Consider the following 25,773-nt stretch of genomic DNA (forward strand, 5'->3'; position numbering starts at 1 on the left):
ACACCCTGCTTTCAAAACCCCCAGAACTCAGTGTCTTCAAATGAAAAAAGCGGTGCACTTGGTGGTGGTTCTATGACTAACTCGTTAAGCGGCATCGGTTTATGCACGCCGTAGCCTTGTGCAAAATCGACACCTATGGTTTTTAAAACCTCTCTAATTTCAGCGTTTTCAACGTATTCAGCGATGGTTGCCAAGCCCAGAGAATGGGCGATTTCGTTCATGGATTTCACTATCGCAATATCGGCTTTACTATTTAAAATATCTTTAACAAAAGCCCCATCTATTTTCAGGTAATCGATATTTAAATTTTTCAGATACGAGTAGGAAGAGTAACCTGACCCGAAATCATCCAATGAAAACTTACAATTAAACTGCTTGATTGCTTTGATGAAACTATTTGTTAAGTAAAAACTTTCCGCTGCAACAGTCTCCGTGACTTCGAAAGTAAGTTTGTTTGTCGGCACGCTAGTCGAGTCTAATATCCCTTTAAGAAACCCTAAAAACTCTTCGCTATTAATGGATTGCCCGGATAGATTGATAGCGAATCCGTCGATATGATCAAAATAATTTCTATTATTCTCAATCCACAACAATACATTGGTAATTACCCATTGATCAATTTCCGGCATACGCTTACAGCGTTCCACGGCGGGTATAAAATGATCGGGCGGAATAATATTATCGTTTTCGTCTTTAATACCCAGCAGAATTTCGTAATGTTGATGGCTAGCACTGGTTTCATCGACAGCGGCAATCATTTGGCAACGTAAAAACAATCTATTCTCGGAAAACACCTTGTCAATATTGCCTATCCATTCGTATATTTTATTTTGACGTTTTAAATTCTCGTCATCGTTAGTAAAAAGCAATACATTATTCGGACCGGAACGCTCCGCCGACATACTGGCAGTATCGGCATTTTGCAACAACTCGTTAACATCGAAATTATTCTGTTCGAACGGCACTAAACCAATACTTACACCGATGGTATAGCTTTTATCTTGCCATTGAAATCGCGATTCGCTGATAACTTTTAACAATTTTTTGGTTAAATCATAAGCGGTTTGCGCAGTGCAATCTTTTAACAGCACCGCAAACGATTTATCGCCGATTCGCGCGAATAAATCGCAATCGCGCAACTGATCGCCAATTAAATGCGTGAGAGTTTTTAAGAATTGTTTACCGCCATTCACACCGCAAACATTGGTAATGACTCGAAAATCCAACACCTCTATATGACACAGTATATGCCCGGTGCTATCGAGTTTAACTAGCTCTACTTTTAGCTGTTTAATAAACTCGTCTTTGGTGAGCAGGTCGGTTTCCGCATCGTGCGTTGCGTTATAAATCAGCTTGCTATGCATGTTTTGCAACATTTGATTGGTCGCGCGATCCATTAAGGGCACGTCCAGGCTTTCGATTCTATTAGCCCCGCCGTTTTCTAAAAGTAATGCTAATTCGCTCTTACTCAGTTCTAACTTAGTTAGTCCATCTCGGTTAACAAAAACGCAAATCGGTAAAACATCCCCTATCCAGACCAGTTTCATCGGCTCAAAACCTTCCGAGCCTCTATAAATTATCAGCCATTCTCCTACCTGTAGTTGTGCAACCTGTAACGCCCATTCAGATTCAATAACATCCTTCGTGGATTTCGAGGCCGGAATTCTGATGGTGTCCATCGGTTTCCTAACTTTTGGCACCCCGCTGCCTACCAGCAAAGCAAATAACTCCTCAATAACATTATCGCGTTTGAATAAGTTAGGACAAACCGTGCCTAAATTATCTTCGATAAATTTGAGTGTGGTATGAATGCTGACCGATTGCATATTTAGAAACGAATCCTGTTCGTAAAGCCAAAATAGTAAATCGTCAATAACTTTCAAATAGGAGGCTTTTTCTTCGGGATTAGCTTCCTTATTTAACTCGGCAATCACTAACAGGTCTTGCCATCCCGCCCCAAGCAGCGTGGGAATAATCGATGGCACGGAGCGGCCGGCTATGCGCTTATCGACTTCCTGCTGAATAGTCAGCCTGGCCGCCTCCAATTTTTGTTGGCCTTCGTAGGGCTCTATAATACGTTTGACATTGGTTTCATTGGATTTGGTCAACTGCTTAGCGACGCTTTCCAATTCATGTTCGACTTCCGTGAAGACGTTAGGATTGCTAATGGATTCAGCGGAAATCCGCGCGATGGCCTTTTCTACGGTATTTTTTATATTAGTATTTTTGATTACTCGATTACTTTTAATCGCCGGCTCCAGAACGGCTAGCTGGTTAAGTATCTTGCGGGCAGGATGCGATTCGGAATCCAGAAAATCATTACCTTGCATAGGTAATGACAATAAAGGCAAATGAATACTTTCCAAGTAATCTTTAATGTCTTTAGAAAACTCAAGCTCACCAAACAAGGCATCAAAAAACCTGCCATACAGCTCAAGACGCTGAACATCGTTTGCGGCCAACGATTTTGCCTCCGGATTATCAGCTTGTAATTTATCGGTAAGGCTTTTTTGTAGTGTTGTAGTATCTAAATGAAGACCCGATTTAGCGGTAATATCCTTTTGAATTTTAGCAATCGCAGATAATACTTCCGAAGGGTCAAATACCTGTTGGGCGTTGCTGATCAGCTGACTGTTTTCCTCCTGCCTGGTATCGGTGGATACACCCATTGTTTCACTTAACAGGTTAAGTAATTTGCCTGTAACCTGGCTTAAAGGTTGAATGGCTTTGTGAACGGCAATCGGTTCCGCATCCAAATAATCATTGAAATAAACTTGATGCTTTTCGCTATTTTTAGCATCAAAAGCAGGGCCGCTCTGCTTGCTATGAACCGGCATTTTCAATCGTGCCGATTCAAATTTAGATAAAGTCGCAGCCGCTTGCTTGTAAAAATTAGGTAATTCGATAATTAAGGTTTTTTCGAAGCAATTATAAATCGCCTTTTTTATATTACTCCCCAGCTCTAGCTGTAAGAATATTTCCCTAAAGCTGTCACATAAAACCGCCGGACCAATCGGATTATTGACCGTATTGTCAAATACACCAAACACTCTGCATAATTCTCTAACTAAAAGACTAAGCTCGTCGTCAAAATAGTTTTTAAGCTTTCTGATAGCGGCCGACATATTCAACCAGTCTTCAAAGTCGTCTTTTTCTATTAATGAAAGCGAATCATGATATAAAGCATCTGAGTTTTTTTCGATGTCACTAGAAATATAATCAACCTGATATATAACAGAACAACAAAACTCGCTACTAATAATCTCTCTATTCAGCTTTAGCGTAGTAATTAAATCATCAAAAGCCGACGGACTTGAAAAAAACTCAGAATGCGCATTCGCAGCTTCCATACAATCGCCGAGCGAGTCAAAAAATCTATCGACTAATGAAGGCAAACTTTCTATTAAAAATTGTTTAAATGTGTTTCTATAATTTTCTTGATTTAAATTATCTGGTGAAGTGTCTAAATTGTCATGCGTTGAGGCCAGCGATCCAACACTTGCTATTTTTCTTAAAGCATTAAACGTGGTGGCTGGCATCTGTTCAGTGACAAGGCCTACTCCCGTCGAGCCGATATGCGTTATTTGTGCATCTACTTCAAAAGTTTTTAGTTCAAACTCTAATTGAATAGAAAAGCGGATTTTTATATTTTTATGCAAAACAATCTGCGGATGAGTTTTATCAAAAACCAGATAAAATCCACCGCTACAAAAATCCAGAATACGGCATTCCAGTGTATCAGTTTGGTCGATTATCAATAAAGCGTTTAGATCAATCGCATACCTGATATAGCGACGTCTTTTGCTTTTTTTAATACTAGCAGACATAAATCAGATGAAATAGTAAAAACTACCGTAGTAATAGACACCGACCGTATTCTTTAAAAAAGGCCGTTGTAAACTCCGTAAATAGACTAATTGAAATTATTTAACGAAGCGGAAATGTATTTATTTGAGCACTATCTATCTAACGACAATACTGGCGTGGATACTATACCACGACAGGCCTGAGTGTACTCCCGCTAGCTGTCTAGTTTAGACCACTTCGGGCGAATATTTAGCTCACACAAAGCCAGGTTTCAATGGCTACTGGCTATCGCTAGGCTTCAAAACCCCACCCCTATTCAGAGTCCACGACACTGCCGGTGTTTACGGCCACTGTTTTGCGCGATTTTGCTTGCCGATTGTGTCTGAGTTTGGGATAAATGAAAAAACCTGACAACAAATCCCAAACTGGAAATCTATGAATTACTGGCTGATGAAATCAGAACCCGACACCTTCGGCATTGACGACTTGTTTAACCGACCCGAACAAACCGAGCATTGGGATGGTGTCCGCAACTACCAAGCCCGAAACATGATGCGCGACGACATGAAAATCGGCGATCAGGTGTTTTTTTACCATTCCAACTGCGACGAACCAGGCATCGTCGGCATCATGCAAGTTGTGCGCGAATCTTATCCGGACTTTACCGCGTTTGACCCGGACGACAAACATTTTGATCCGAAAAGTAATCCGGACAAACCTACCTGGTATATGGTCGATGTAAAGTTTGTCAGAAAGCTATCACGTAATATCAGTCTGCGCGAATTGAAACTGAAAACCGAACTAGCCGATCTGGCTTTGCTACGCCGCGGGAACCGCCTGTCCATCATGCCGGTGAATGCCGAGCAATGGGACTTTATTCTCGGTTTGGAGAAAGCCTAATCTTCCGAAAGATTTAGCGTCACGCTCATCAGCGTGACGCGGTGACCACGATAAACTTCTTCGGCCATCGCAGTCCAGCCAAGTTTTGCGTAGAAATCCGCCTGATCCGGTGTAAACAGATAGAGTTTGGCAAAGCCGGCAGCCTGAGCTTGCAGCATGACATGTTGTACCAGCTTCGCGCCTATTCCCTGCCGGCGGTATTCGGGCGCTACGTAAACACTGGCCAACCATGGCGTCAGTTCCGGGCGGGTATCCATGTCGCTTTCAATGATGGCTGCGGAGCCGGCCAGTTGGCCTTCATGTTTGTAAATGAAGGTGCTCGGAACTAATTTGTCGCTTAAATAAGCTTGCATTCTTTCGATGCGGTGTTCCAGGGTTTGGCCGGGATTCAGGTTTGACCATTCGGCTTGGTGCCATTGGGCTAAGGTGGGGATTTGTTGGGGTTCTTGGGAAAGGTTGATGATGGTCATGTTTCTGTCTGTGGAATAGAGTAATCCCATCGAATCTAAGTATGGCAATTGGTGTCGCTATCGCGACGGATTGTTTTAACGTCGGTTCGCGGACCGACAACCGCGACACTTTTCTTTGCTTGTCCAAAGAAAAGTATCCAAAAGAAAAGACACCCGGATTTCGCCCTGATCCTGCGCTTCACAGTTTTTTGCAGGGGTTGGCGAAAGGGGCTTCCTGCCCCTTCGCCAACGAGCGGCATCCCTGCCGCTCCCCTCACGGGCTAATCCTGCAAAAAACTGCGATGCTCGGGGTCGAAACACGGGATCAAAACCGACTCCAAAGATAAAAGTCCCTTCTCCCCCAGGGAGAAGGTTAGGATGAGGGAAACTCAAATAAACGTTGTAATAACCATGTATCCCCTCACCCCAGCCCTCTCCCGTGAGGAGAGGGAGCGTATATACCCCTACTACGCAGCTCCGGTGTTCCCCGTATGCCGCGCCGAGCACCGGAGCTTTTATCGAGATCAGCCCGAAGGGGTGCGGCAGGGATGCCGCACGTCGGCGGAGGGGCTGGGAAGCCCCTTCTGCCGACCCTCGATAAAAGCTTCGGCGCGCAGGATCAAAGCGGCATCCGGGCCGCCTTTTCTTTGGATACTTTCTTTTGGCGGAGCAAAAGAAAGTATCTCGCCTTCGGGTGCGAGTACCCGATTAAATCAAGCCGTCGCGATAGCGACACATTATGTGTCCTTCCCTTATTTCCATGGCTGATATAACCAGCGATCACTTTCACCAAGTTGTTTTAGCTCTCGCATAAAGGGCTCACTCTCTCTTACATAAGTAATTGCGTCTTCATCTGAAATGAACCATTCTTTTCCATTCCACCCTACAGGACATTTTGTGGGCTTCCCTCTATGCAGGTAAATTACCCAACATACATGAACTTGAGAATTCGGAGGAAACAGACTTTGCACAATGAAGTCGTGCAACCCTACTTGGATTTTTTCACCGGGAGTTATAGCAGGATGATTATCCATGAACGATCACCAAAAAATAATTAGAATGGACACCTATATGTCCCTTTTTATGGGTATTGCGAAACTTATTATCTATTTCGCATAACGAGCAAGCCGAATGAACTTGGCTGACACCCTATTAGCCTTGACACAACCGTCTAGAAACTCTCACCAAATCCTCCTCCGTATCCACCCCAGCCTCCGGCGTCTTATCGACAATCTTCACCAAAACCCGCTCCCCATGCCAAAGAATCCTAAGCTGCTCCAACGACTCGACACTTTCTAACGGCGACGCATCCCAACTGCAATACCGCTGCAAAAAGCCCACCGTATAAGCATACATACCAATATGCCTGAAATGCGGCAAACCAGACGACGCGATATCGTGCTTATCAGGAAAAGTGGAACGGTTCCAGGGAATCGCCGCCCGGCTGAAATACAAGGCATACCCGTTTTTATCCAAAACCACTTTAACCGCATTCGGATTGAAGATTTCCTCCACATCCAAAATTTTCGCAGCCAACGTAGCGATGCCAGCTTGGTCTTGACCCGCCAGCGCCAGAGCCGCATCGCGAATATAAGCCGGTGGAATCAACGGTTCATCGCCTTGCAGATTGACCACGATCTGTTCGTCTGCCCAGCCCATAACCCTAGCCACTTCGGCAAGCCGTTCGGTGCCGGACTGGTGATTGGGATCGGTCATCACCGCTTGCAAACCTAAATCGCCGACCGCGTCGAAGATACGTTGATCGTCGGTCGCCACTACCACTTGCTCGGCATCGGCTTCCAATGCGCGCTCGCAGACATGGACGATCATCGGCTTGCCGGCAATGTCCAGCAAGGGTTTACCCGGCAAGCGGGTAGAACCGTAGCGAGCCGGAATGACAACTTTAAAGCCGGCGCTCATTTACGCAAAGCGTCCGATTCTTCAAAACTCAGTTCGCGGGCTTCGTCTTCCAGCATCACCGGAATATCATCGCGGATGGGGAAGGCTAAATTGTCGGCTTTGCAAATCAGTTCCTGTTTGTCTTTGTCGTAAATCAGGGAGCTTTTGCACAGCGGGCAGGCCAGAATCTCGAGCAGTTTTTTATCCATGAGCTTTGTTTTTAAGTAGTGTTAAGAGTTGTTGGGAAAATGCCTCGGGCAGTTCGGCATCGATAGGTAAACACCAATACTGGTCGGTAGCGAAGCGGGCGCATTTAACCGCGTCTTTTTCGGTCATAAGTACCGGGCGCAGCTCTTTAAATTGCAAGTCTTCGGCAGTAAACGGGTGATGATCCGGTAAGGCGTGGGTTTGACAATTCAGACCGGCGGCGGCCAGTTGCGCAAAAAAGCGTGCCGGATTGCCGATCGCGGCAATGGCATGACAGGCCATGCCCTTGAATTCGATAAGGGGTTTTCGTTCGCCGGTTTGCAAATTAATTAATTGCTGGCCTTTGCAGTGCATAGGCAATTCGCCTTCCAACAATTCATCCGGGCCGTTAACGACCACCAAATCGACGTGTTTGACCCGCTCCTGCGGTTCGCGCAGAGGTCCGACCGGCAAGCAATAACCGTTACCGAAGCGACGCTGACCATCGATTACCACGATCTCGATGTCGCGTTCCAGCGCGTAATGCTGCAAACCGTCATCGGAAATCAGCACGTCACAGGCGTTGGTTGACAGTAATTGCCGGCCCGCCGCTACCCGCTCGGCGCCGACCACAATCGGGCAAGCGCAACGTTTGGCTAACAACACCGCTTCGTCACCCACTTGCGCCGGATCGCTCTCGGCGGTTACGGCTTGCGGACCGGTGCTGCCGGCGCCGGCATAACCGCGACTAATCACGCCCGGTTTGTAGCCGTTTTGTTTCAGGAATTCGACCATCCAGATCACCAAGGGCGTCTTACCGGTGCCACCCACGGTGATGTTGCCGACGATGATCACCGGCACTGGCAGCCGGGTTTTTTTCAATACGCCGATGCGGTACAAAAAGCGCCGCAAGCGGATGGCATCGACATACAACATCGACCAAGGCATTAACCAAGCGGAGATATACATCTCCTTGTACCAGGCGTCTTCAAACCATTTAACGAGTTTCTTGTTCACGGTTTTTCCGGTCTGTTGATAGCAAAGGTAATATGATGAAAGCCCAATTGATTTGCTATATCCAAGGCGCTGACTACCGCTTGATGCGGGGCTTTGCCGTCGGCACTGATGATGAACGGCAATAGTCTGGATTCGCCGGCGGTTTGTGCTAAAGCCGCTTTCAAGCCGTCCAGGTTTTGATTTACAAGCTCATGGAACTGATTGTCGTCGCCGGCCAAGGCGTAGGTGCCTTTCACGTCGACATATAAATTGATGGTTTTACCCTGTTCTGTAGCATCGCTGCCTTGGGCTTCCGGTAAGTTGATCTTCAGTTCGGAATGATGGCGAAACGTGGTGGCCACCATGAAGAAAAACAGTAAAACCAACAACACGTCTATCATCGGGATTAAACCGATATCGACCTGCGTGCGGCGTTTGCGGCGGAATTGCATTAAATATCCTCTCGCGCGCCTTGCATGATGTCGATCAGGCGCAGCGACTCTTCTTCCATACGCACCACGTGATCATCAACCAGACGTTCGAAATAACGGTGAAAAAACAGGCTGGGAATCGCCACGGTCAAACCCGAAGCGGTACAAATCAAGGCTTCGGAAATACCGCCGCTCAGCACGGCCGGATCGCCCATCCCGCCTATCGCAATATCGGAAAACACCCGGATAATGCCGTCCACTGTGCCGAGCAATCCGAGTAAGGGCGTGATAGAAGCGATACTACCCAGCGCGTTTAAATAACGCTCCAGTTCGTGAGTCACCTGGCGGCCGACTTCCTCGATACTGGATTTCATGATTTCCCGGCCATGCTTGCGATTCAGTAAGCCGGCGGCCAGAATTCTGCCTAAAGGCGAGCTGAGTTTGATGCGCCGAATGGTCGGTTCGTCCAACTTTTTATCCCGATGCAATTGCCAAATGTACGGCACCAAATCGACGGGAATGATGCGTTTCCGCTGCAAGGACCAAAAGCGTTCGCCGATGATCGCCATCGCCACGATGGAACACAAGATGATCGGCGCCATCATCCAGCCGCCGTTTTTGATTACTTCAAACACGTTGTCTATCCCTCTTTCATGAAACTGATCAATTTTAACCCAATCCGGGGCGAGATTGCCGGGCCACGCCGATATAGGTAATCAGCAAGGCCACGCAACAGACCAAGGCGGCGATGATGTAAACCAAACGCCCACCCAGCATATCCCAGAAATAGCCACTGTACAGACTGCCTATCATCCCGCCGAAGCCAAAACTGATGCTGCTATAAAGCGCCTGGCCTTTGCTTTGATGGCGTTCGCCGAAATACTGATATAGCAATTGCATCGCCACCACATGCGCGACGCCGAAAGTGGCTGCGTGCAGAATTTGCGCGCAGATGGTCAATGCCAGCGAATCCACGCCTTCGGCGATTAACAGCCAACGCAGTACGCTCAGCAATACCGAGGCAAGCAACAATGTGCGCGGCGAGAGCCATTTCAACAACTGGCGCATCGCCATGAACAGCAACACCTCTGCCGCTACGCCGCTGGCCCACAATAAACCGGTTTCGGTGGCCGAATAGCCGTGTTGTTTCAGGTAAACCGAATAAAACACATAGTAAGGACCGTGCGCGACTTGCAGCAGCATGTAAACCAGCAAAAATGCCAGCAGCTCCGACTTGAGTAGAATTTGCCAGATGCCGCCGGTTTCGGTATGTACTAAACGCGGCTTTGCTTCCGGCGTGATTAAAGCCATCAGCCAATTCATCAGCATCAAGCTACCGATAATCCACGGTAAATAGGCGATGCTAAACTGATCCAGAAACCGACCTATGCCCAATACCGCCGCAATAAAGCCGATAGACCCCCACAGCCGGATTTGGCTATAACGCTGCGGTTCGGCTTGTAGATGAAACAAGGTCGCGGCTTCGAACTGCGGCAAGGTGGCGTTCCAGAAAAAACTGAAAATCACCGTCACCGCCGCAAACCATAGGTAATCGCTACGGTATAAAAATCCGGCAAAACACAGTACGGACAGCAAAGAGGTGATGCGAATCAGGCGTAAATTACGGCCGGTTTTGTCGGCCAACCAACCCCAGTAGTTCGGTGCGATGATCTTGGTCGCTACCAAAAACGCTGTCAGCTCGCCGATTTCGGTGGCGGCGAAGCCGACTTGCTTCAGGTATAAACTCCAAAATGGCAGGAAAGCACCCAGCGTGGCGAAATAGCAAAAGTAAAAGCCTGATAAGCGCCAGTAAGGTACGCTCATTCAGCGCAGAATCGGCAATCCTGAATTTACATGCAGGTTTTGCGCGCGATGCCGTAACAGATGATCCATCAATACGATAGCCACCATCGCTTCGGCAATCGGCGTGGCGCGGATGCCGACGCAGGGATCGTGGCGGCCTTCGGTGACCACTTCAATCACTTCACCTTTGCTGTTGATGCTACGGCCCGGCAAACGTAGGCTGGAGGTGGGCTTCAAGGCAATCCGGGCCACGATGTCCTGGCCACTGGAAATCCCACCTAAAATGCCGCCGGCATGGTTGCTTAAAAAGCCTTCCGGGGTGATTTCGTCACGAAATTTCGTGCCTTTGGTATCGATACACTCAAAACCGTCGCCAATCTCCACACCTTTTACCGCGTTGATGCTCATCAAAGCATAAGCCAGTTCGGCATCCAGCCGGTCAAAAATCGGTTCGCCGAGTCCGGGCGGGACGTTGCTGGCAATTACTTCGATCTTCGCGCCGATGGATTCGCCTTCCTTACGTAAGGCATCCATGTATTTTTCCATTTCTTCAACTTTACCTCCATCCGGGCAGAAGAACGGATTATTGGGAATTTCGTTCCAATCGAATGCGTCGATTTTGATCGGACCCAGTTGCGACAAGTAGCCGCGCACCAGGACGCCATGTTCTTGGAATAGATATTTCTTGGCAATCGCGCCAGCGGCTACGCGCATCGCGGTTTCTCGCGCCGACGAGCGGCCGCCGCCGCGATAATCTCTAAACCCGTATTTGTGCTGGTAGGTGTAATCGGCATGACCGGGCCGGAAGCTCTCGGCAATTTTTGAATAATCCTTGGAGCGCTGGTCGGTGTTTTCGATCATCAGTCCAATTGGACAACCAGTGGTTTTGCCTTCGAACACGCCGGACAGAATTTTCACTTCATCGGCTTCTCGGCGTTGCGTGGTGTGTCTGGAAGTTCCGGGTTTGCGCCGGTCCAGATCGATTTGCAAATCGGCTTCGGACAACTCCAGTCCGGGAGGGCAACCATCGACGATAGCCAATAAGGCCGGGCCATGGCTTTCGCCGGAGGTGGTGACGGTAAATAATTTTCCTATGCTGTTTCCGGACATTTTTATAACGCGCTGACAAAATGTGAGTGATAAAGAGTGACTTGTGCCGCGGTCAACAGAAATACGCCGTCGCCGCCGCGTTCGAATTCCAACCATTGGAATGGCACGTCGGGAAACATTTCCTGCAAAGTTTCGGCGCTGCTGCCCACTTCGATGATCAAAATGCCCTGCTCCGCCAGATAACGCTTGGCATCAACCAAAATCCGCAACACCAAATCCAGACCATGTTCGCCGCCGGTAAAACCCATCTCGGGTTCGGCGTGAAATTCCGCGGGCAGGCTCTCCCATTCGGCGATGGCGACATAAGGCGGATTGCTGACGATGATGTCGTAAGGCTTGGCCGGCAAGTCGTTGAATAAATCGGATTGATAGAGTTGGACCTGCTCTTCCAGTTCATGTTTTTCAATGTTGATCTGAGCCACCGCCAAAGCATCGTCCGACAATTCCACCGCATCCACTTGCGCATCCGGAAAAGCATAGGCACAGGCGATAGCGATACAGGCGCTGCCGGTGCATAAATCCAGGATGTTGAACACCTGAGTTTCTTCCACCCAAGGCTCGAAGCGTTCGGCGATGAGTTCGGCGATGGGCGAGCGCGGCACCAAGACCCGTTCATCGACATAAAACGATAGGCCTGCAAATATCGCTTCGTGGGTTAAATAGGCGGACGGTTTGCGTTCGACGATGCGGCGTTCGATCAATGCCACCACCGCTTGGCGCTCAGCCAGAGTCAGTATCGAATCCAAATAGCCGTGATCCAGATCGTAAGGCTGATGCAAGGTATGCAACACAATCGCCGCGGCTTCATCCAAAGGTGTGACCGTGCCGTGTCCTAGAAAAACCCGATGTTCGGCAAAGCGGCTGGCAGCCCAGCGAATATAGTCTCTGATGCTGCTGAGGGTTGTGATAACATCCGGGCCTGTTAAATTCATAGCGTGTCTATACTTAAAAATACGTTTAAAAATGCGGCAGCGGATTTTAAACCAATCCCCCGCCGCTTGCCCGAATAAAGCAAAGTAAATGACCGAGGCCCATTCTCAAGCGCTATCCGCCAAACTGGCAAAAAATCGTCTGTACCAGGATTGTTTTAAATACATGCAATCCGATTCCTTGGCGCTGCCGACCATCCCGGATGTCTCGGTAAAAATTCGCCGGGCGATTAACGAGCCCAACGCCAACAGCAACAAAATCGCCAGAGTCGTGCAAATCGACCCCAGCATTACCGCGCGCTTGGTAAAAATCTCCAATAGTCCGCTATACCGAGGCCGGCGCAAGATCGAGAGCTGTCCCGAGGCTTTAACCCGTCTGGGTTTGAAAGCCGCCCAGGACATCATTACCGCCTTCGCATTAAAAGCCGTATTTAACGCCAAATCCCCGGTGATTCGCCGCAAGATGCAAGATCTTTGGGCGCATAGCAGTTATGTCGCGGCGATCAGTGCGGTATTTGCCCATAAAACCCCCGGTTTCGATCCCGACCGAGCCATGTTGGCCGGCTTGATTCACGACATAGGCGTGGTGCCGATTTTGGCCTATGCTGACCGGCAACCGGAGATTTTGACTAATCCAGGCGACCTGGCTGAGGCGGTACGCGAATTGCGCAGCCCGATTGGCGTGCAAATCATCCGTAAATGGGATTTTCCCAGCGACTTTGAAGACGTGATCATTCACGCCGAAAACTGGCACCGCGACAGCGGCGAAACTGCCAGTTACAGCGATATAGTCATGATTTCGCAATTGCACAGCTTCATTGGCAAGATAGACATCAAACAAATGCCCAAGCTGGACGAATTGCCCGCTTATAAAAAACTGGCTAAAGGCAATCTGGATGCGGATTTGAGCATCAATATACTCGACCAGGCCAAGGACGAGATCGAGCATATACGGCAGATGCTGAGCTAAACCGCACAGGGCCAGCGTTGGCAATCTGCGCAAGTTGCGGAATAATTTGGCCCTAATCGGTTTCCACAACTTGCAATTCGTAACCTTGATTATTCTTGGTATTTTCTTACTGTAGGAGTTAGCTAGATGAAACACACATTAACAATCGCCGCCTTGCTACCCATCATGTTCGCACTCCCCGCGCAAGCCGGCAGCCTGACCAATGGCAGTTGGCAACCCAGCGGCTGCGGCGTAGTGCCTGAGTCACCTACTATCGATGGCGGCAATATCGATGCCTACAATAAAAGCATTGCGGCGATCAACGCCTGGCAACAAAAATCGCGTGATTATTTCGAATGCTTGATCAAAGAAGCCAACACCGACAACGGCATCATCGCTGACCATGCGAATCAGGCTCAGGCCAAATATAGGGAAACAGTGGAAAAAATCGGCGCCCAAGCCGAGGCAGCCAAGAAAAAACTGGATAAAGAATAAGCTTGCTACGCTGGCGCAAGGCACGAACTGCAATTTATGCGGCCAACACGCCATTTTTACCTGAGTTTACAATTCGCGCCTCGATTAAGCCTCCCGAGCAACCGGGATTTATCATAAAATCTCCGCATGACATGAAGCAGCCATTCGCGTAATGCGGCGGGCTGCGCTCCAAGACCACCAATCTCTAGCAATAAAACTATCCAAGACATGAAAAAAGTCTACATGAAGCTGCTGATACTGGCGATCAGCGTGCTGTTAAACGGTTGCGCCAGTCTCGGCAAAGGGATTACCGAAGCCATTCTGGAAAAGCAGGAAGCCGAAGACACCCGCATATGCGAAATCAAAGGCGATAAATTCGAAGGCATCAAACCGCAACTGGAAGTGCATGATCGGAAAATGAAGCTGCTGATGGTGCACGGGGTTGGCAACCACTTACCGGGGTACGCCACCCAGTTCATGGAAAAGCTGGCCAAGGAACTTGATCTGACCGTCACCAGCAGAAATGTCAAAAATATCCGCCTCTCCGATGCAAAAAACCTTGAGCGACCGCTGGGCAATTTGCGTATCCACCGTTATCTGGACGCCAGCAAATCCCAGGAAATGCTGTTTTACGAGCTGACCTGGTCGGAGATTAGCGCCAAGGAAAAAGAAGTACTGTCCTACGATAACTCCGGAGAGCAGTCGTTTCGCCGCGCCGAAGTCAACGATCTGTTAAAAAAATTCTCCAACGATACCGGACCGGACCCCATCATTTATCTGGGAGAGAAGCGCGAAGACATTCTCTCGGCGTTTGCGCAATCCTTCTGCTGGATGATCCACGGCGACTGGAACAGTCTGCCCGATGATGTCAAGCAAACCTGTTCCACCAAGAACGTCACACCGTTTTATAACGATAGCTATGCTTTCATTTCGCACAGTTTGGGTAGCCGTATTACTATTGACGGTTTGCAGCAGATTGCCGCGAAGTTGAGCAACGGCGAAACAGCCAGCTATTACGCAGCATTGACCAATGTTTTAAAGAATAAAGAGATACCCATTTACATGATGTCCAACCAATTGCCCATGCTGCAATTAGGTCGGTCGCTACCGGAAGTCGCCAATCATGCCGACACCTATTGTCGAGCGGAAGGGGCCAAATACAATGAACGGATCCTAGCCAAAACCTCGGTGATCGCGTTTAGCGATCCCAACGATTTGCTGAGTTATGCCATCCCGCACGATTTTGTGAATAAATATCTGGATTCGCGATTATGCGTCAATGTCACCAACATCAACATCAACGTCGCCAGAGTCTATGATGCGTTTGGCTTAGGTAAGCTGGCTAATCCCATGGATGCCCATATCGGCTACGACACCGACGACCGGGTGATTGCCTTGATAGCTAAAGGCATAGCCAACGAACATACCGCACCCATCGTCAAGGAACGTTGTCATTGGGTGGAAACCATAGATTAAGCTATTAAGGGTATGGCTAAAGGCTTAGCCATACCCCCTCACGCTTTAATTCGCGTCACGCGAACCGCAGTACCGCCAACTTCACTCTCGCTTCACATCCGCCACATCGTCAGTTCACCTTGCCGGTGCATGCTGTTCATCGTCTTTTAACTCTACGGAATAAACGCGATGCAAAAAAAACTCTGGCAAAAGATCTACATAATGTTCGGTCTGACTTTGGTGCTGCTGATACCAATAGGCATGATAAAAAATCTGGTTGGCGAACGCGCCGAGCGCCAACAACAGGCGGTAAACGACATTGCCGCCAGCTCGGCCGGCCCCCAGCAATTGTTCGGCCCCTTACTGGTAGTACCTTACACTGAACGCTGGACCGAAATTATCGAAACCAAACAGGACGGCCAACCCCAACGCGAGCAAATCGAACGCGTCGATAATCGCCTGCTGTATTTTCTGCCCGAGCATCTAAACATAACCGGCGAGCTTGCCACGGAAACCAAGCAGCGCGGCCTGTTCAAAGTGCGTTCTTACGTGCTGAATGTCAGTATCAAGGGTGATATGAAGTTGCCTGGCGGTTACGGTAACCCCAAGCCGCTGCATAACGGCCAGATCAGTTTCGGCACGCCTTACACCAGCGTCGTGCTGGCGGATATGCGCGGCGTATTGGAAGCACCGGGCATGGAATGGGGCGGCAAGCAGTATGCATTCGAACAAGGTGCTGAATTACCCATACACCAAGCCAACGGCATGCACGTGACACTGGATGCGCCGCCGGTCGAGTTTGGCCCCATCAGCATACCGTTTACGTTTACGCTAAAAATACGCGGCATCGAATCACTGGATTTTATTCCGGCCGGCAAGCAAACCCGCGTGGAGCTATCCTCCTCTTGGCAGCATCCCAGTTTTTATGGCCGATTTCTGCCTGACCCACAAACCCAGCAAGTGGGCGAGAGCGGTTTTCATGCGCAGTGGTCTGTCGATGCGCTGGCATCGAATGTCGCCGAAAACCTATACAAATGTCAGGCTATCAGTTGTTACGACAGCTTCGGGATCCGCTTGATGGAGCCGATCAATGTCTATTCCTTGTCTGATAGGGCCAGCAAATACGGTTTTCTGTTCGTCTGCCTGACTTTTGCCGCGATATTTCTGTTCGAAATCCTGAAAAATCTGGCGATTCATCCCGCCCAATATGCATTGGTCGGTTTGGCTCTAGCGATGTTTTTCCTGCTGCTGTTGAGCTTATCGGAACACCTGGATTTTGTGCTGGCTTATCTAATCGCCAGCGCCGCTTGCGTGGCATTAATCGGCTTCTACCTCAGTGCGGTGCTACGCAGCGTAAAACGCGGCATTGCCGCCGGCGCCTTACTGGGAGGCTTGTTCGGCAGTTTGTATGGCTTGCTGGAATCAGAGGATAACGCACTGATGCTGGGATCTTTATTGATGTTTGCATTGTTGGCTCTGGCGATGGTTACCACGCGGCGCTTGGATTGGTACCGACTCAGTCAATCCGATGCCGATAACTCGGCAATCATTTAAATCCCATCGGCTCGGGGCGCTGGCTGTAAGCATCGTTCCGAGCAACAACATGGAGGTAATTATGATTGTTGCTCATCTCCCAGCCGGCTATATAGTATCGACACTGCTGTTTCACAGATTCGAGAAATATGGGGCGTCCAGGCTAATTTTTCTGCGTGCCGGCTTATTGGGCAGTATCGCCCCTGATCTGGATATGATTTATTTTTATGGTTTCGACCACCGCGCGCACCCGCACCATAGCTATTTCAGTCACTTTCCCAGCGTTTGGCTGCTGTTATTAACATTGGCAATACTGTGTTTTCAGCATTGTAAGCAGAAGAAACTGGCGTTGTTGGCGCTAATTTTTACCGGAAACGGGATGTTGCATATGTTGCTGGACTATATCTCGACCAATATTTACTGGTTGGCGCCATTCGTAAACAGGCCTTTTGCTTTAATTACGGTGCCCAGTGTCTACCAGGATTGGTGGCTAAATTTTCTGCTGCACAGATCGTTTGCGCTGGAAATTTTGATTGTGCTTTGGGCAACCTGTTTATGGTGTAGACGTCGGTTAGCTAGACACGAATTAGTCGAATAAACGTTAATCCGGAAGATGGATCGTTCCCTCGGCAAACAACACGGCTTGCCCACCGACTCTGATGGTCAAGTTCTCCAGGCCTTTGTTGTCCATTTCCAATTGAATCAAGCTGCGGCGAGTGCTTTGATCGCCGCGTTCGACCGCGAAAGTGTGGGTACCTTTTTGGGTGTGTTCGAACGAGCACAAATAACAACAAAATGCCGGTATCGCGCTGCCGACCGGTGGATCGGCATGGATGCCGATATTGGGTCCCAGCAAGCGGGCGTTAAAGTCCGCTTCCGGGCTTGACGATTTCGGGCAAAACAGCAAGATTTCCTGCGCTGCGGTTTGTGGGGCGGCCGATTGCGCCCAGGCCGCGTAGTTAAAACGCGCCTTACGCACCGATTCGACATTCCAAACCGGCACCACTAAATAAGGAAACCCGCACGACACCAAGCGTGGCGAATATTTTTTATGATCCAGTTCCGACAACTGCAAGCCTAAAAAACTGCAAATTTCATCGTCACTGGGCGCGAAGCGGTCGATAATCGAATCAACGCTACGGCTAAATTGCACCAAGCCCGGCTGACAATCCTGACTGGACAGATTGACTTGGATAAGGCCGATATTTTGTTCGAACTCGAGTTTAGTGAGCGGTTCGGTTAACGCCACATCGCCGGAGATAGCCAACACATAGGCTGCGGCAATAATCGGATGGCCGGCAAAATTGATTTCGCCTAAAGGCGAAAATATTCGCATCCGCCGGTGCTTGTCGTCTTCCGCTTTGTGAAACAGAAATACCGTTTCCGACAGATTCAATTCCTTGGCGATTTTAGCCATTTTTTCGGCATTCAAGCCGTCTGCCTTCGGCAATACCGCAATTTGCGCACCGTTGAAAATCTGGTCGGTAAAGACATCAGCGATGTAATATTGGTAGTTCACACGTTACTCCATTTCACAGACAGCCAAAGACGGCGATTTTTGTTGCAGCGGCGGCGAGGCCAGCATGACGGCTACTCTGCCGTTTTCCAAGCGTACCGGATAGGCCGGCACGCTAACGCCGGCATCTTCAAAGCACACACCGGTACCTAGATGGAAATGTTGCTTATACATCGGCGATGCGACCATCGGTTCGCCACCGATATCGCCTATCATACCTCGCGATAGGACATTGGCCTCGCTAAACGGATCGAAGTTACCGATTGCATAGACTTCCTGCCGGCGTTGCAGGTAAAAAATCGCGATTTGTTTGCCTTTTACTAAGGCACACACCCCGGAATCGGCTTGCAAATCGTCGATGCCACACACATCTATCCAAGTACTCATTATGCCGCCTCCTCGATCAATTTGAAATGTTTACGTTCTTGCGGGTTGGCGGGCCTAACTTGGCCGCGCTCCTCGACAAACACCACGTTGTCGTCGGCTTGATCGCTGTTAACGAAATGCCGGAAGCGTTTCAGCCGTTGCTCGTCGGCCAAGGTAGTTTTCCATTCACACTGATAGGTATCGATAACATGCTGCATCTGCCCTTCCAATTGCGCGCCTATACCCAGCCGATCTTCTATGACTACCGATTTCAAATAGTCCAAGCCGCCTTCCATATTGTCCATCCATACCGAGGTGCGCTGCATCCGGTTGGCGGTGCGGACATAAAAAATCAACACCCGGTCGATGTACTTGATTAATGTCTCTTTATCCAGATTGGTGGCAAACAAATCGGCGTGACGCGGTTTCATACCGCCGTTGCCGCACACGTATAAATTCCAGCCATTCTCGGTAGCGATGACGCCGATGTCTTTGCCTTGCGCTTCCGCACATTCGCGGGTGCAGCCGGACACGCCGAACTTGATTTTATGCGGGGCGCGCAAGCCTTTGTAGCGATTTTCCAGTTCTATTGCCAAACCGACGCTGTCATCAACACCGTACCGGCACCAGGTGCTGCCGACACAGGATTTCACCGTGCGCAAGGATTTGCCGTAAGCATGACCGGATTCGAAACCGGCGTCGATCAACTCTTGCCATATCGCCGGTAATTGCTCGACGCGGGCGCCAAACAAATCCACGCGCTGGCCGCCAGTGATTTTGGTGTACAGCTGATATTTTTTGCCGACTTGACCTATGGCGATCAGCATGTCCGGGGTGATTTCCCCGCCGGCGACCCGCGGTACCACCGAATAAGTACCGTCTTTTTGCATATTGGCCAGGAAGATGTCGTTGGTATCCTGCAAACCGATATGTTCTGTTTTCAGGATGTAGTCGTTCCAATGTGAAGCCAGGATAGAACCGACCGCCTGCTTACACACTTCGCAGCCCAAACCCTTGCCGTGTTTATCCAGCAATTCATCGAAGGTTTTGATTTCCTCGACCATCACCAGGTTATACAAATCCTGGCGGGTATGTGGAAAATGCTCGCAAATATCGGTGCTGACTTCCACGCCCAGTTTGGTCAATTCACAATCCAATACTGACTTCAACAAAGCCGAACAGCCGCCGCAACCGGTGCCGGCCTTGGTCTCGGCTTTCAGGCCGCCCAGCGTGGTGCAACCGGCTTCAATTGCACCGCAAATCTGGCCCTTGCTGACATCGTAACAAGAGCAAATCTGCGCCGAGGCGGGCAAGGCATCCGGCCCCAGACCAACTGATTCGCCGGAGAGTTGGGGCAGAATCAAAGAATCCGGATGCTCCGGTAGTTCTATGCCGTTCAAACAATATTGCAACAAAGTACTGTAAGCGGAAGCTTCCCCAACCAAAACCGCACCCAACAGCCGTTTCTGGTCTGGGCTGACCACCAGACGTTTATAGATTTCGCTGGCACCGTTTTGATAGGTATACACCATGGCGCCTTGGGTCTTGGCATGCGCATCGCCGATACTGGCCACATCGACACCCATCAGTTTAAGTTTAGTGCTCATGTCGGCACCGGTAAAACTGCCCGCTTCGCCGGCTAAATCGGCGACGACGGTACGCGCCATCGCATAACCGGGCGCGACCAAACCGAAGATCTGCCCGTTCCACAGCGCGCATTCGCCTATCGCATAAATATCTGCATCGGAGGTGCGGCATTGATTGTCGATGACGATACCGCCGCGCGGCCCGACATCCAAGCCGCAGCCGCGCGCAATGTCGTCGCGTGGCCGGATGCCGGCGGAGAACAACACGATGTCGGTTTCCAAGGTTTCGCCGTCTGCAAAATTCATTTTGTGCAGACATTCCTCGCCATCGTCGATCAGCGTGGTGTTTTTGTTTAAATGTACCTTAACGTCCAACGCTTCAATCTTGCGCTTCAACATTGCGCCGCCGCCATCGTCGAGTTGCACGGCCATCAAACGCGGCGCGAATTCGACCACATGGGTATCAAGCCCTAAATCCTTTAACGCTTTGGCGGCTTCCAGGCCCAGCAAACCGCCGCCGATGACCACGCCGACTTTAGATTTGGCAGCCGCAGTTTTCATCGCTTCCAAATCTTCGATGGTCCGATACACCAGACACTGCGGTCGTTCATGCCCTGGCACCGGCGGTACGAAGGGATAAGAGCCGGTTGCCAATACCAGTTTGTCATAATCGACTATCGCACCTTTGGCAGAGGTGACTTGCTTGCGCTCCCGGTCGATACTGGCAGCCCTGTCACCTAAATAAATCTCGATGCCGTGCTCAGCGAAGAAACCGTCTTCCACCAAGGACAAATCGGCCGCAGTTTTCCCGGAAAAATATTCGGATAAATGCACCCTGTCGTAAGCGGCTCTGGGCTCTTCGCAGAATGTGACAATCCTATAACGATCTTTCGCGTTGCTGGCGACCAATCCAGCCAGAAAATTCTGGCCTACCATACCGTTGCCGATAACAACCAGGGTTTGTTTCATATTCATCAGGGGCCTCTGTTTACTCAGAATTTATGCAAACGCGCTACCTGGCCTAGTGGCGGTAAGGCGATTCAAGGAGCTACTGTCTGGTCGCTACCGCCCTTTTTCGCAGCCAAAAAAAAAGGCATCCTGTTCGAATGAATGACTCATTCAAGCAGGACGCCTTTGTCCAGGTTTAATACGGGGGCAAGTCTAACGACAAGACTTGATAAATCTCTAACAAAATTGATGCCAACATTCAAAAGCCTTTAAAAATGCCGGCTCCCGCAGCTAGGTAACGTGTTTTCCCGCAAAATTCGCACCCAAATAAGGCAAAGAAACCGGTCTGTTGCACCACTATGGAGCCATGTAGCCGCGAATTGACGGATTTGCCGCTACTGAATCGTTGGCATATAAGCTGCTTATAAAAACCAAGGAACGACAACCACGGATCATCCATGTCTTTTACGCCTTTTAAATTACTATCCATGCGCGGCAAGACCAAAGTGCTGCACATGAGCTGGATCGCGTTTTTCATCAGCTTTGTTATTTGGTTCAATCATGCGTCTTTATTAGTACTGATCCAGCAAGATCTGGGAATCAGCGAAACCCAAATCGAAATCCTGTTATTGCTGAACGTGGCCCTGACCATTCCGGCTCGGGTTATTACCGGTATGTTGGTAGATAGATTCGGCGCAAAAATCAGCTACAGCGTGTTACTGGCGGTATGCAGCATCCCCTGCTTCATGTTCGCGATGGCGGAAAATTTTACCGAACTGGCCTGGTCTCGGTTTTTACTGGGCTTTATCGGCGCCGGCTTTGTAGTGGGCGTACGCATCATCGGCGACTGGTTTCCGGCCAGCCAGGTCGGTACCGCCGAGGGTATTTACGCCGGCTGGGGCAATTTCGGTTCGGCCGTTGCAGCGATTTTCCTGCCGGGCCTGGCGTTTTATTTCGGCGCCGAACACGGCTGGCGTTCGGCGATTGCCTTGACCGGTTTGATCGCGCTGATTTATTCGGTCATCTATTACTTCAGCGTGGAAAACCTGCCGCCGGAAATTGCCGCACTAAAAACCCGCCGGCCAATGGCAATGGAAGTCACCAGCATCCGCGATTTGTTTTTATACATGCTGAGTCTGGTGCCCCTGTACGCGACCATCTCCTTGTTGGCGTGGAAACTGTCTACGCCGGCCACACCTGTCCTCACCGAAGGCTGGAATCTGGCTATTCATGCAGTCGTCTGGCTACTGTTCCTGATCCACGTCTTTCAATTGGTCAACAACAACGCCGACCGCCTCAGCCAACCGATTGCCAGCATCCATCATTATCAGTACCGGCAGGTATTCATTCTGGCGATAGCCTATCTGGTTACCTTCGGCTCCAAACTGGCCGTTTTATCGATGCTGCCGATGTTTTTCTTTAAGACATTCAACGAAACCCAAGGCACCAGTATGTTGGATGCCGGGTTCCTGGCTTCTAGTTTCGTGGTGACCAATGTCATCGCCCGGCCGGCCGGGGGCTGGCTTAGCGACAAGATTGGCCGCAAACTGTCCCTATATTTATTCGTGGCCGGCCTGGCCGGCGGATATTGTTTGATGGCGATGATTTCCGCGCAATGGACTATCCTCGCCACAGTGGCGGTTACCTTGCTTTGTTCGATATTCATGCAAGCGGCGGAAGGCGCGATATTCGCGTTCGTACCCTTGATCAAACGCGCCATCACCGGCGAAGTGGCCGGCATCGTCGGCGCTTACGGCAACGCCGGCGCCATCGTCTATTTGATTTTGCTGACCTTCGTCTCCACCGGACAATTTTTCTTAATCTTGGGCCTGTCCTGTTTCCTGTTATTGGGTTTGATTTACTATCTGGAAGAGCCGAAAAACTACATCACCGAAATCATGCCTGACGGCTCTTTGCTGAAAATCGCCCTGGATTGAACATGGCAGCGCTTAATGTCTTGGTCGTCGATGAATTCGACAGCGAACCCTTGCTGGAAAACAGCTTGCGCCAGCACGGCTGTGAGGTGGTAACCTTGAAACTTAAAGAACTGGACATGATGCAAATTGTCCAGACCCTGAACCCCGACGTGGTGGTCTTGAATTTGTACGCCCCTAACGAGGCTGTCTTGCGGACCATCGTCGATATCAACCAAAACTGCTCACTGCCGGTCGTCATCTTCGCCGAGGATCAGCAAACCGAGACCATCAACAAGGTTATCAAAGCCGGCGTCAGCGCCTATATAGTCGATGGCCTGGATCCGAAACGCATCAAGGCCATCATCGACATCGCCATAGCGCGTTTCAAGGAGCAACAAGCCTTAAAAGACGAATTGAAAAAAACCAAGACTCAACTGGAAGACCGCAAACTAGTAGATCGCGCCAAGGCGATTTTAATCAAATCCCAAGGCTACACGGAAGACCAGGCTTATCACGCCTTGCGCAAACTAGCGATGGACCGCAACATCGCCATCGGTGAAATGGCCAAGAACGTGATTTCGATGGCGGAGTTGTTTAATAAGTAGAGGCTTTGGGTGACAAGGCTTGGAGGGTTCTGACGCTATCGTAAGCTCTGCTGCATTCGAATTTTGATTTGTGATTGAACCTTAAATTTGGCTCCTGCCGGCCCAGACCGTGTAAAAACGCACAAATTGAGATTGTTCGAGCATGGATAAGGGATTTTGGCGCTCTAAAGCTGACGCGGGCTGAAGGAGAGAGCTTAGCTCGAGACAAACAAGAATTTACCATTTCCAAAATGGAACCCTGGAAAGCCTTGTTGACAGATGGGCTTTACACAACCGTACTCTGAAATAGCCACTAACCGGCTATGGCTGATTCACTAGGACGACACAATGCCATCTTGGCTTTTATACCGTCAATCAGCGCTTCAAGACCTATGATATTGATCACTCGCTTCAAATTATAGGCCAGCACATGCAGGCTCATTTCGGTGCGAACGTGCGCCAAGGTTTTCATCAAAAAATGAGTGGCGCCCATCCAGGCTTTGAGCGTGCCAAAAGGATGTTCGACAGTTTGCCGGCGAATACGCATACTCTCAGGCGCTAGGTCCAGGCGAGTTTGCATGGCGTCCAGAATACCCTCATGCTCCCAACGCTTGACACGCCGTTGTGGGCTGGGCGTACATTGTTCCTTGAGCGCACAGTTTTGGCAGGCCGAACTCCAGTAGCAATGTAATTTCAAGCCTTTCTCAATAGTGGAAAAGCGCCAAATCAAAGCCTCCCCAGCCGGACAGCGGTATTCGTTTTTCTCGGCATCAAAAATGAAATCCGCTTTGCCAAAACGGCCATCGGCTGTGGCGATTGATGTCACGGTCTTGGGCACAATCGCGGTAATGCAGGCTTCGTGGCAGGCGAGGATTTCTTCGCTTTTGAAATAACCGCGATCGGCGATGACGGTTAAATCGTCAACCCCCATGGCACTGCGGGCTTTTTTCGCCATGTTTGAAAGCTGACTACGGTCCACACCCTCATTGATCACCTCGTGCTCCACAATCAGATGATGCTTAGTGTCAACAGCGGTCTGAGCGTTATAACCCACGATGCCCGTCCCCCGCGTTTTCATGGAACGGGCATCAGGGTCGGTCAGGGAAATCTGTTTATCGGGTGTCTGATTAAGCTGAACCTCAATGTCTTTCAGGGCTTTCATCTGCGCTTTTAAGGCGGCGATTTTGTCTTGCAAACGCTCGGTTTTCGCCTGCGCTACAGAGGGTTCTTGACGGTCGGCGGTATCCAGCGCCGTTAAATAACGATTGATACTGGATTCGATTTCTTCCATACGTCGTTGCAATTTGGCGCTAGTGAAGTTGCGGTCGCGGTTATTAACCGCTTTGAACTTGCTGCCGTCTATGGCCACCAGGGCTTCTGAAAATAAACCCAGCTGCTGACAGAGCATGACAAATTGGCGGCAGACATTACGGATGGCTTTACCGTTCTCTTTGCGGAAAGTGGCGATGGTTTTGAAATCCGGCATCAAGCGTCCGGTTAACCACATCAACTCGATATTACGCTGTGTTTCTTTCTCCAAACGACGGCTGGATTGGATGCGATTGAGGTAGCCGTAGATGTAAATCTTCAATAAAACGGCTGGATGATACGCGGGTCTGCCGGTAATGGCGGGTTGAACACCTTCGAAACCGAGTTGCTTAAGATCCAATTCATCCACAAAGACATCAACGACACGAACGGGATTGGTCTCGACCACATAGTCATCCAGACTTTCCGGTAGCAAGGTAATTTGAGTGCGGCATTCACCTTTAATGAATCGATTCATCGGCTGGCTCCCATCAATAAATCCTGAGCCAAATTATACCAAAGCTGGCGTTTTGACACAGTCTGGGCCAATAGCTGTCTATCGAGATGAGTTTTTGAATGGCCGGTTTTTATCAGATATTGCTCGTTTCACTTAGAGGTCAGGGGCCAG

Annotated in this window: 23 protein-coding genes; 8 read left to right on the forward strand and 15 right to left on the reverse strand. The window is 49.7% G+C overall.

Features of this window, described 5'->3' with window-relative positions; all coding sequences use genetic code 11:
- Window positions 1-11: 11 nt before the first annotated feature.
- Window positions 12-3,827, reverse strand: coding sequence for a DUF1631 family protein (locus G006_RS0100740; protein ID WP_020481237.1), 3,816 nt, complete (start codon window positions 3,825-3,827; stop codon window positions 12-14).
- Window positions 3,828-4,242: 415 nt separating this feature from the next.
- Between G006_RS0100740 and G006_RS0100745 the strand changes: the two genes are divergently transcribed.
- Window positions 4,243-4,707, forward strand: a complete 465-nt coding sequence (locus tag G006_RS0100745; RefSeq protein WP_020481238.1) for an EVE domain-containing protein — start codon at window positions 4,243-4,245, stop codon at window positions 4,705-4,707.
- Here G006_RS0100745 and G006_RS0100750 read toward each other — a convergent pair.
- The 10 genes from G006_RS0100750 to prmB all read right to left on the reverse strand — a co-directional run bounded on the left by G006_RS0100750 (window position 4,704) and on the right by prmB (window position 12,513).
- The gene (locus G006_RS0100750) at window positions 4,704-5,177 is read right to left on the reverse strand and encodes a GNAT family N-acetyltransferase (protein WP_020481239.1); all 474 of its coding nucleotides are present in this window, start codon (window positions 5,175-5,177) and stop codon (window positions 4,704-4,706) included. The two genes, G006_RS0100745 and G006_RS0100750, sit on opposite strands and share 4 nt — an antisense overlap.
- Window positions 5,178-5,908: 731 nt before the next feature.
- Window positions 5,909-6,190 carry a hypothetical protein gene (locus G006_RS28160; RefSeq protein WP_020481241.1) on the reverse strand — a complete coding sequence of 94 codons (282 nt, stop codon included), beginning with the start codon at window positions 6,188-6,190 and terminating at the stop codon, window positions 5,909-5,911.
- Between the two features lie 118 nt (window positions 6,191-6,308).
- A complete protein-coding gene (gene kdsB / locus G006_RS0100760) occupies window positions 6,309-7,076 on the reverse strand; it encodes a 3-deoxy-manno-octulosonate cytidylyltransferase (RefSeq protein WP_020481242.1) in 768 nt (255 codons plus the stop codon).
- Window positions 7,073-7,264, reverse strand: coding sequence for a Trm112 family protein (locus G006_RS0100765; RefSeq protein ID WP_020481243.1), 192 nt, complete (start codon window positions 7,262-7,264; stop codon window positions 7,073-7,075). The genes kdsB and G006_RS0100765 overlap by 4 nt, the downstream gene beginning before the upstream one ends.
- A complete protein-coding gene (gene lpxK / locus G006_RS0100770; protein WP_051067696.1) occupies window positions 7,257-8,210 on the reverse strand; it encodes a tetraacyldisaccharide 4'-kinase in 954 nt (317 codons plus the stop codon). Before lpxK ends, G006_RS0100765 begins: the two co-directional genes overlap by 8 nt.
- Window positions 8,211-8,254: 44 nt before the next feature.
- Window positions 8,255-8,689, reverse strand: a complete 435-nt coding sequence (locus G006_RS0100775) for an ExbD/TolR family protein (protein WP_020481245.1) — start codon at window positions 8,687-8,689, stop codon at window positions 8,255-8,257.
- Complete coding sequence (locus G006_RS0100780; protein ID WP_020481246.1) at window positions 8,689-9,303, reverse strand: MotA/TolQ/ExbB proton channel family protein; 615 nt, start codon at window positions 9,301-9,303, stop codon at window positions 8,689-8,691. The genes G006_RS0100775 and G006_RS0100780 overlap by 1 nt, the downstream gene beginning before the upstream one ends.
- 34 nt (window positions 9,304-9,337) lie before the next feature.
- Window positions 9,338-10,492, reverse strand: coding sequence for an MFS transporter (locus G006_RS0100785; RefSeq protein ID WP_020481247.1), 1,155 nt, complete (start codon window positions 10,490-10,492; stop codon window positions 9,338-9,340).
- Window positions 10,493-11,581: a chorismate synthase gene (gene aroC, locus G006_RS0100790; RefSeq protein ID WP_020481248.1), complete on the reverse strand. Its 1,089-nt coding sequence runs from the start codon at window positions 11,579-11,581 to the stop codon at window positions 10,493-10,495.
- Window positions 11,582-11,583: 2 nt separating this feature from the next.
- The gene (prmB, locus tag G006_RS0100795) at window positions 11,584-12,513 is read right to left on the reverse strand and encodes a 50S ribosomal protein L3 N(5)-glutamine methyltransferase (protein ID WP_020481249.1); all 930 of its coding nucleotides are present in this window, start codon (window positions 12,511-12,513) and stop codon (window positions 11,584-11,586) included.
- Window positions 12,514-12,601: 88 nt separating this feature from the next.
- On the opposite strand from prmB, the gene G006_RS0100800 reads away from it, so the two are divergent.
- From G006_RS0100800 to G006_RS0100820, 5 genes are all read left to right on the forward strand, one after another.
- On the forward strand, window positions 12,602-13,480 hold the full coding sequence (locus G006_RS0100800; RefSeq protein ID WP_020481250.1) for an HDOD domain-containing protein: 879 nt from the start codon (window positions 12,602-12,604) through the stop codon (window positions 13,478-13,480).
- A 126-nt stretch (window positions 13,481-13,606) separates the two neighbouring features.
- On the forward strand, window positions 13,607-13,954 hold the full coding sequence (locus tag G006_RS0100805; RefSeq protein WP_020481251.1) for a hypothetical protein: 348 nt from the start codon (window positions 13,607-13,609) through the stop codon (window positions 13,952-13,954).
- A gap of 207 nt (window positions 13,955-14,161) precedes the next feature.
- Entirely contained in the window at window positions 14,162-15,409 is a 1,248-nt protein-coding gene (locus G006_RS0100810) for a hypothetical protein (RefSeq protein WP_020481252.1), read from the forward strand.
- Between the two features lie 168 nt (window positions 15,410-15,577).
- Window positions 15,578-16,942 carry a cell envelope integrity protein CreD gene (gene creD, locus G006_RS0100815; RefSeq protein WP_020481253.1) on the forward strand — a complete coding sequence of 455 codons (1,365 nt, stop codon included), beginning with the start codon at window positions 15,578-15,580 and terminating at the stop codon, window positions 16,940-16,942.
- Window positions 16,943-17,003: 61 nt separating this feature from the next.
- Entirely contained in the window at window positions 17,004-17,519 is a 516-nt protein-coding gene (locus G006_RS0100820; RefSeq protein ID WP_020481254.1) for a metal-dependent hydrolase, read from the forward strand.
- 3 nt (window positions 17,520-17,522) lie between these two features.
- Here G006_RS0100820 and G006_RS0100825 read toward each other — a convergent pair whose 3' ends face one another.
- The 3 genes from G006_RS0100825 to nirB are packed head-to-tail and all read right to left on the reverse strand — an operon-like array spanning window position 17,523 to window position 21,364.
- A complete protein-coding gene (locus G006_RS0100825; RefSeq protein ID WP_020481255.1) occupies window positions 17,523-18,440 on the reverse strand; it encodes a PhzF family phenazine biosynthesis protein in 918 nt (305 codons plus the stop codon).
- 3 nt (window positions 18,441-18,443) lie between these two features.
- Window positions 18,444-18,824: a nitrite reductase small subunit NirD gene (nirD, locus tag G006_RS0100830; RefSeq protein ID WP_020481256.1), complete on the reverse strand. Its 381-nt coding sequence runs from the start codon at window positions 18,822-18,824 to the stop codon at window positions 18,444-18,446.
- Window positions 18,824-21,364 carry a nitrite reductase large subunit NirB gene (gene nirB / locus G006_RS0100835; RefSeq protein WP_026146750.1) on the reverse strand — a complete coding sequence of 847 codons (2,541 nt, stop codon included), beginning with the start codon at window positions 21,362-21,364 and terminating at the stop codon, window positions 18,824-18,826. Before nirB ends, nirD begins: the two co-directional genes overlap by 1 nt.
- A 431-nt stretch (window positions 21,365-21,795) precedes the next feature.
- On the opposite strand from nirB, the gene G006_RS0100845 reads away from it, so the two are divergent.
- Both G006_RS0100845 and G006_RS0100850 read left to right on the forward strand, forming a co-directional pair.
- Window positions 21,796-23,274 (forward strand): MFS transporter, encoded by a 1,479-nt coding sequence (locus G006_RS0100845; RefSeq protein WP_026146752.1) that lies wholly within the window; start codon window positions 21,796-21,798, stop codon window positions 23,272-23,274.
- A 2-nt stretch (window positions 23,275-23,276) separates the two neighbouring features.
- Complete coding sequence (locus G006_RS0100850; RefSeq protein ID WP_020481260.1) at window positions 23,277-23,858, forward strand: ANTAR domain-containing response regulator; 582 nt, start codon at window positions 23,277-23,279, stop codon at window positions 23,856-23,858.
- Between the two features lie 292 nt (window positions 23,859-24,150).
- Here the strand turns inward: G006_RS0100850 and G006_RS0100855 are convergent, their stop codons facing one another.
- Window positions 24,151-25,623: an IS1182 family transposase gene (locus tag G006_RS0100855; protein ID WP_020481261.1), complete on the reverse strand. Its 1,473-nt coding sequence runs from the start codon at window positions 25,621-25,623 to the stop codon at window positions 24,151-24,153.
- Window positions 25,624-25,773: the final 150 nt, after the last annotated feature.

Origin of the sequence: Methylomonas sp. MK1, from assembly GCF_000365425.1 — a bacterium.
GTDB lineage: Bacteria > Pseudomonadota > Gammaproteobacteria > Methylococcales > Methylomonadaceae > Methylomonas.

Excerpts from the sequence above, each read along its gene's own strand:
- lpxK (WP_051067696.1), bottom strand. The coding sequence starts at position 8,210 with ATGTATATCTCCGCTTGGTTAATGCCTTGGTCGATGTTGTATGTCGAT.
- prmB (WP_020481249.1), bottom strand. The coding sequence starts at position 12,513 with ATGAATTTAACAGGCCCGGATGTTATCACAACCCTCAGCAGCATCAGA.
- creD (WP_020481253.1), top strand. The coding sequence starts at position 15,578 with ATGCAAAAAAAACTCTGGCAAAAGATCTACATAATGTTCGGTCTGACT.
- G006_RS0100850 (WP_020481260.1), top strand. The coding sequence starts at position 23,277 with ATGGCAGCGCTTAATGTCTTGGTCGTCGATGAATTCGACAGCGAACCC.
- G006_RS0100745 (WP_020481238.1), top strand. The coding sequence starts at position 4,243 with ATGAATTACTGGCTGATGAAATCAGAACCCGACACCTTCGGCATTGAC.
- G006_RS0100820 (WP_020481254.1), top strand. The coding sequence starts at position 17,004 with ATGATTGTTGCTCATCTCCCAGCCGGCTATATAGTATCGACACTGCTG.
- G006_RS0100810 (WP_020481252.1), top strand. The coding sequence starts at position 14,162 with ATGAAAAAAGTCTACATGAAGCTGCTGATACTGGCGATCAGCGTGCTG.
- G006_RS0100750 (WP_020481239.1), bottom strand. The coding sequence starts at position 5,177 with ATGACCATCATCAACCTTTCCCAAGAACCCCAACAAATCCCCACCTTA.
- G006_RS0100785 (WP_020481247.1), bottom strand. The coding sequence starts at position 10,492 with ATGAGCGTACCTTACTGGCGCTTATCAGGCTTTTACTTTTGCTATTTC.
- G006_RS0100740 (WP_020481237.1), bottom strand. The coding sequence starts at position 3,827 with ATGTCTGCTAGTATTAAAAAAAGCAAAAGACGTCGCTATATCAGGTAT.
- G006_RS0100855 (WP_020481261.1), bottom strand. The coding sequence starts at position 25,623 with ATGAATCGATTCATTAAAGGTGAATGCCGCACTCAAATTACCTTGCTA.
- nirD (WP_020481256.1), bottom strand. The coding sequence starts at position 18,824 with ATGAGTACTTGGATAGATGTGTGTGGCATCGACGATTTGCAAGCCGAT.
- nirB (WP_026146750.1), bottom strand. The coding sequence starts at position 21,364 with ATGAATATGAAACAAACCCTGGTTGTTATCGGCAACGGTATGGTAGGC.
- aroC (WP_020481248.1), bottom strand. The coding sequence starts at position 11,581 with ATGTCCGGAAACAGCATAGGAAAATTATTTACCGTCACCACCTCCGGC.
- G006_RS0100845 (WP_026146752.1), top strand. The coding sequence starts at position 21,796 with ATGTCTTTTACGCCTTTTAAATTACTATCCATGCGCGGCAAGACCAAA.
- kdsB (WP_020481242.1), bottom strand. The coding sequence starts at position 7,076 with ATGAGCGCCGGCTTTAAAGTTGTCATTCCGGCTCGCTACGGTTCTACC.
- G006_RS0100775 (WP_020481245.1), bottom strand. The coding sequence starts at position 8,689 with ATGCAATTCCGCCGCAAACGCCGCACGCAGGTCGATATCGGTTTAATC.
- G006_RS28160 (WP_020481241.1), bottom strand. The coding sequence starts at position 6,190 with ATGGATAATCATCCTGCTATAACTCCCGGTGAAAAAATCCAAGTAGGG.
- G006_RS0100765 (WP_020481243.1), bottom strand. The coding sequence starts at position 7,264 with ATGGATAAAAAACTGCTCGAGATTCTGGCCTGCCCGCTGTGCAAAAGC.
- G006_RS0100805 (WP_020481251.1), top strand. The coding sequence starts at position 13,607 with ATGAAACACACATTAACAATCGCCGCCTTGCTACCCATCATGTTCGCA.
- G006_RS0100800 (WP_020481250.1), top strand. The coding sequence starts at position 12,602 with ATGACCGAGGCCCATTCTCAAGCGCTATCCGCCAAACTGGCAAAAAAT.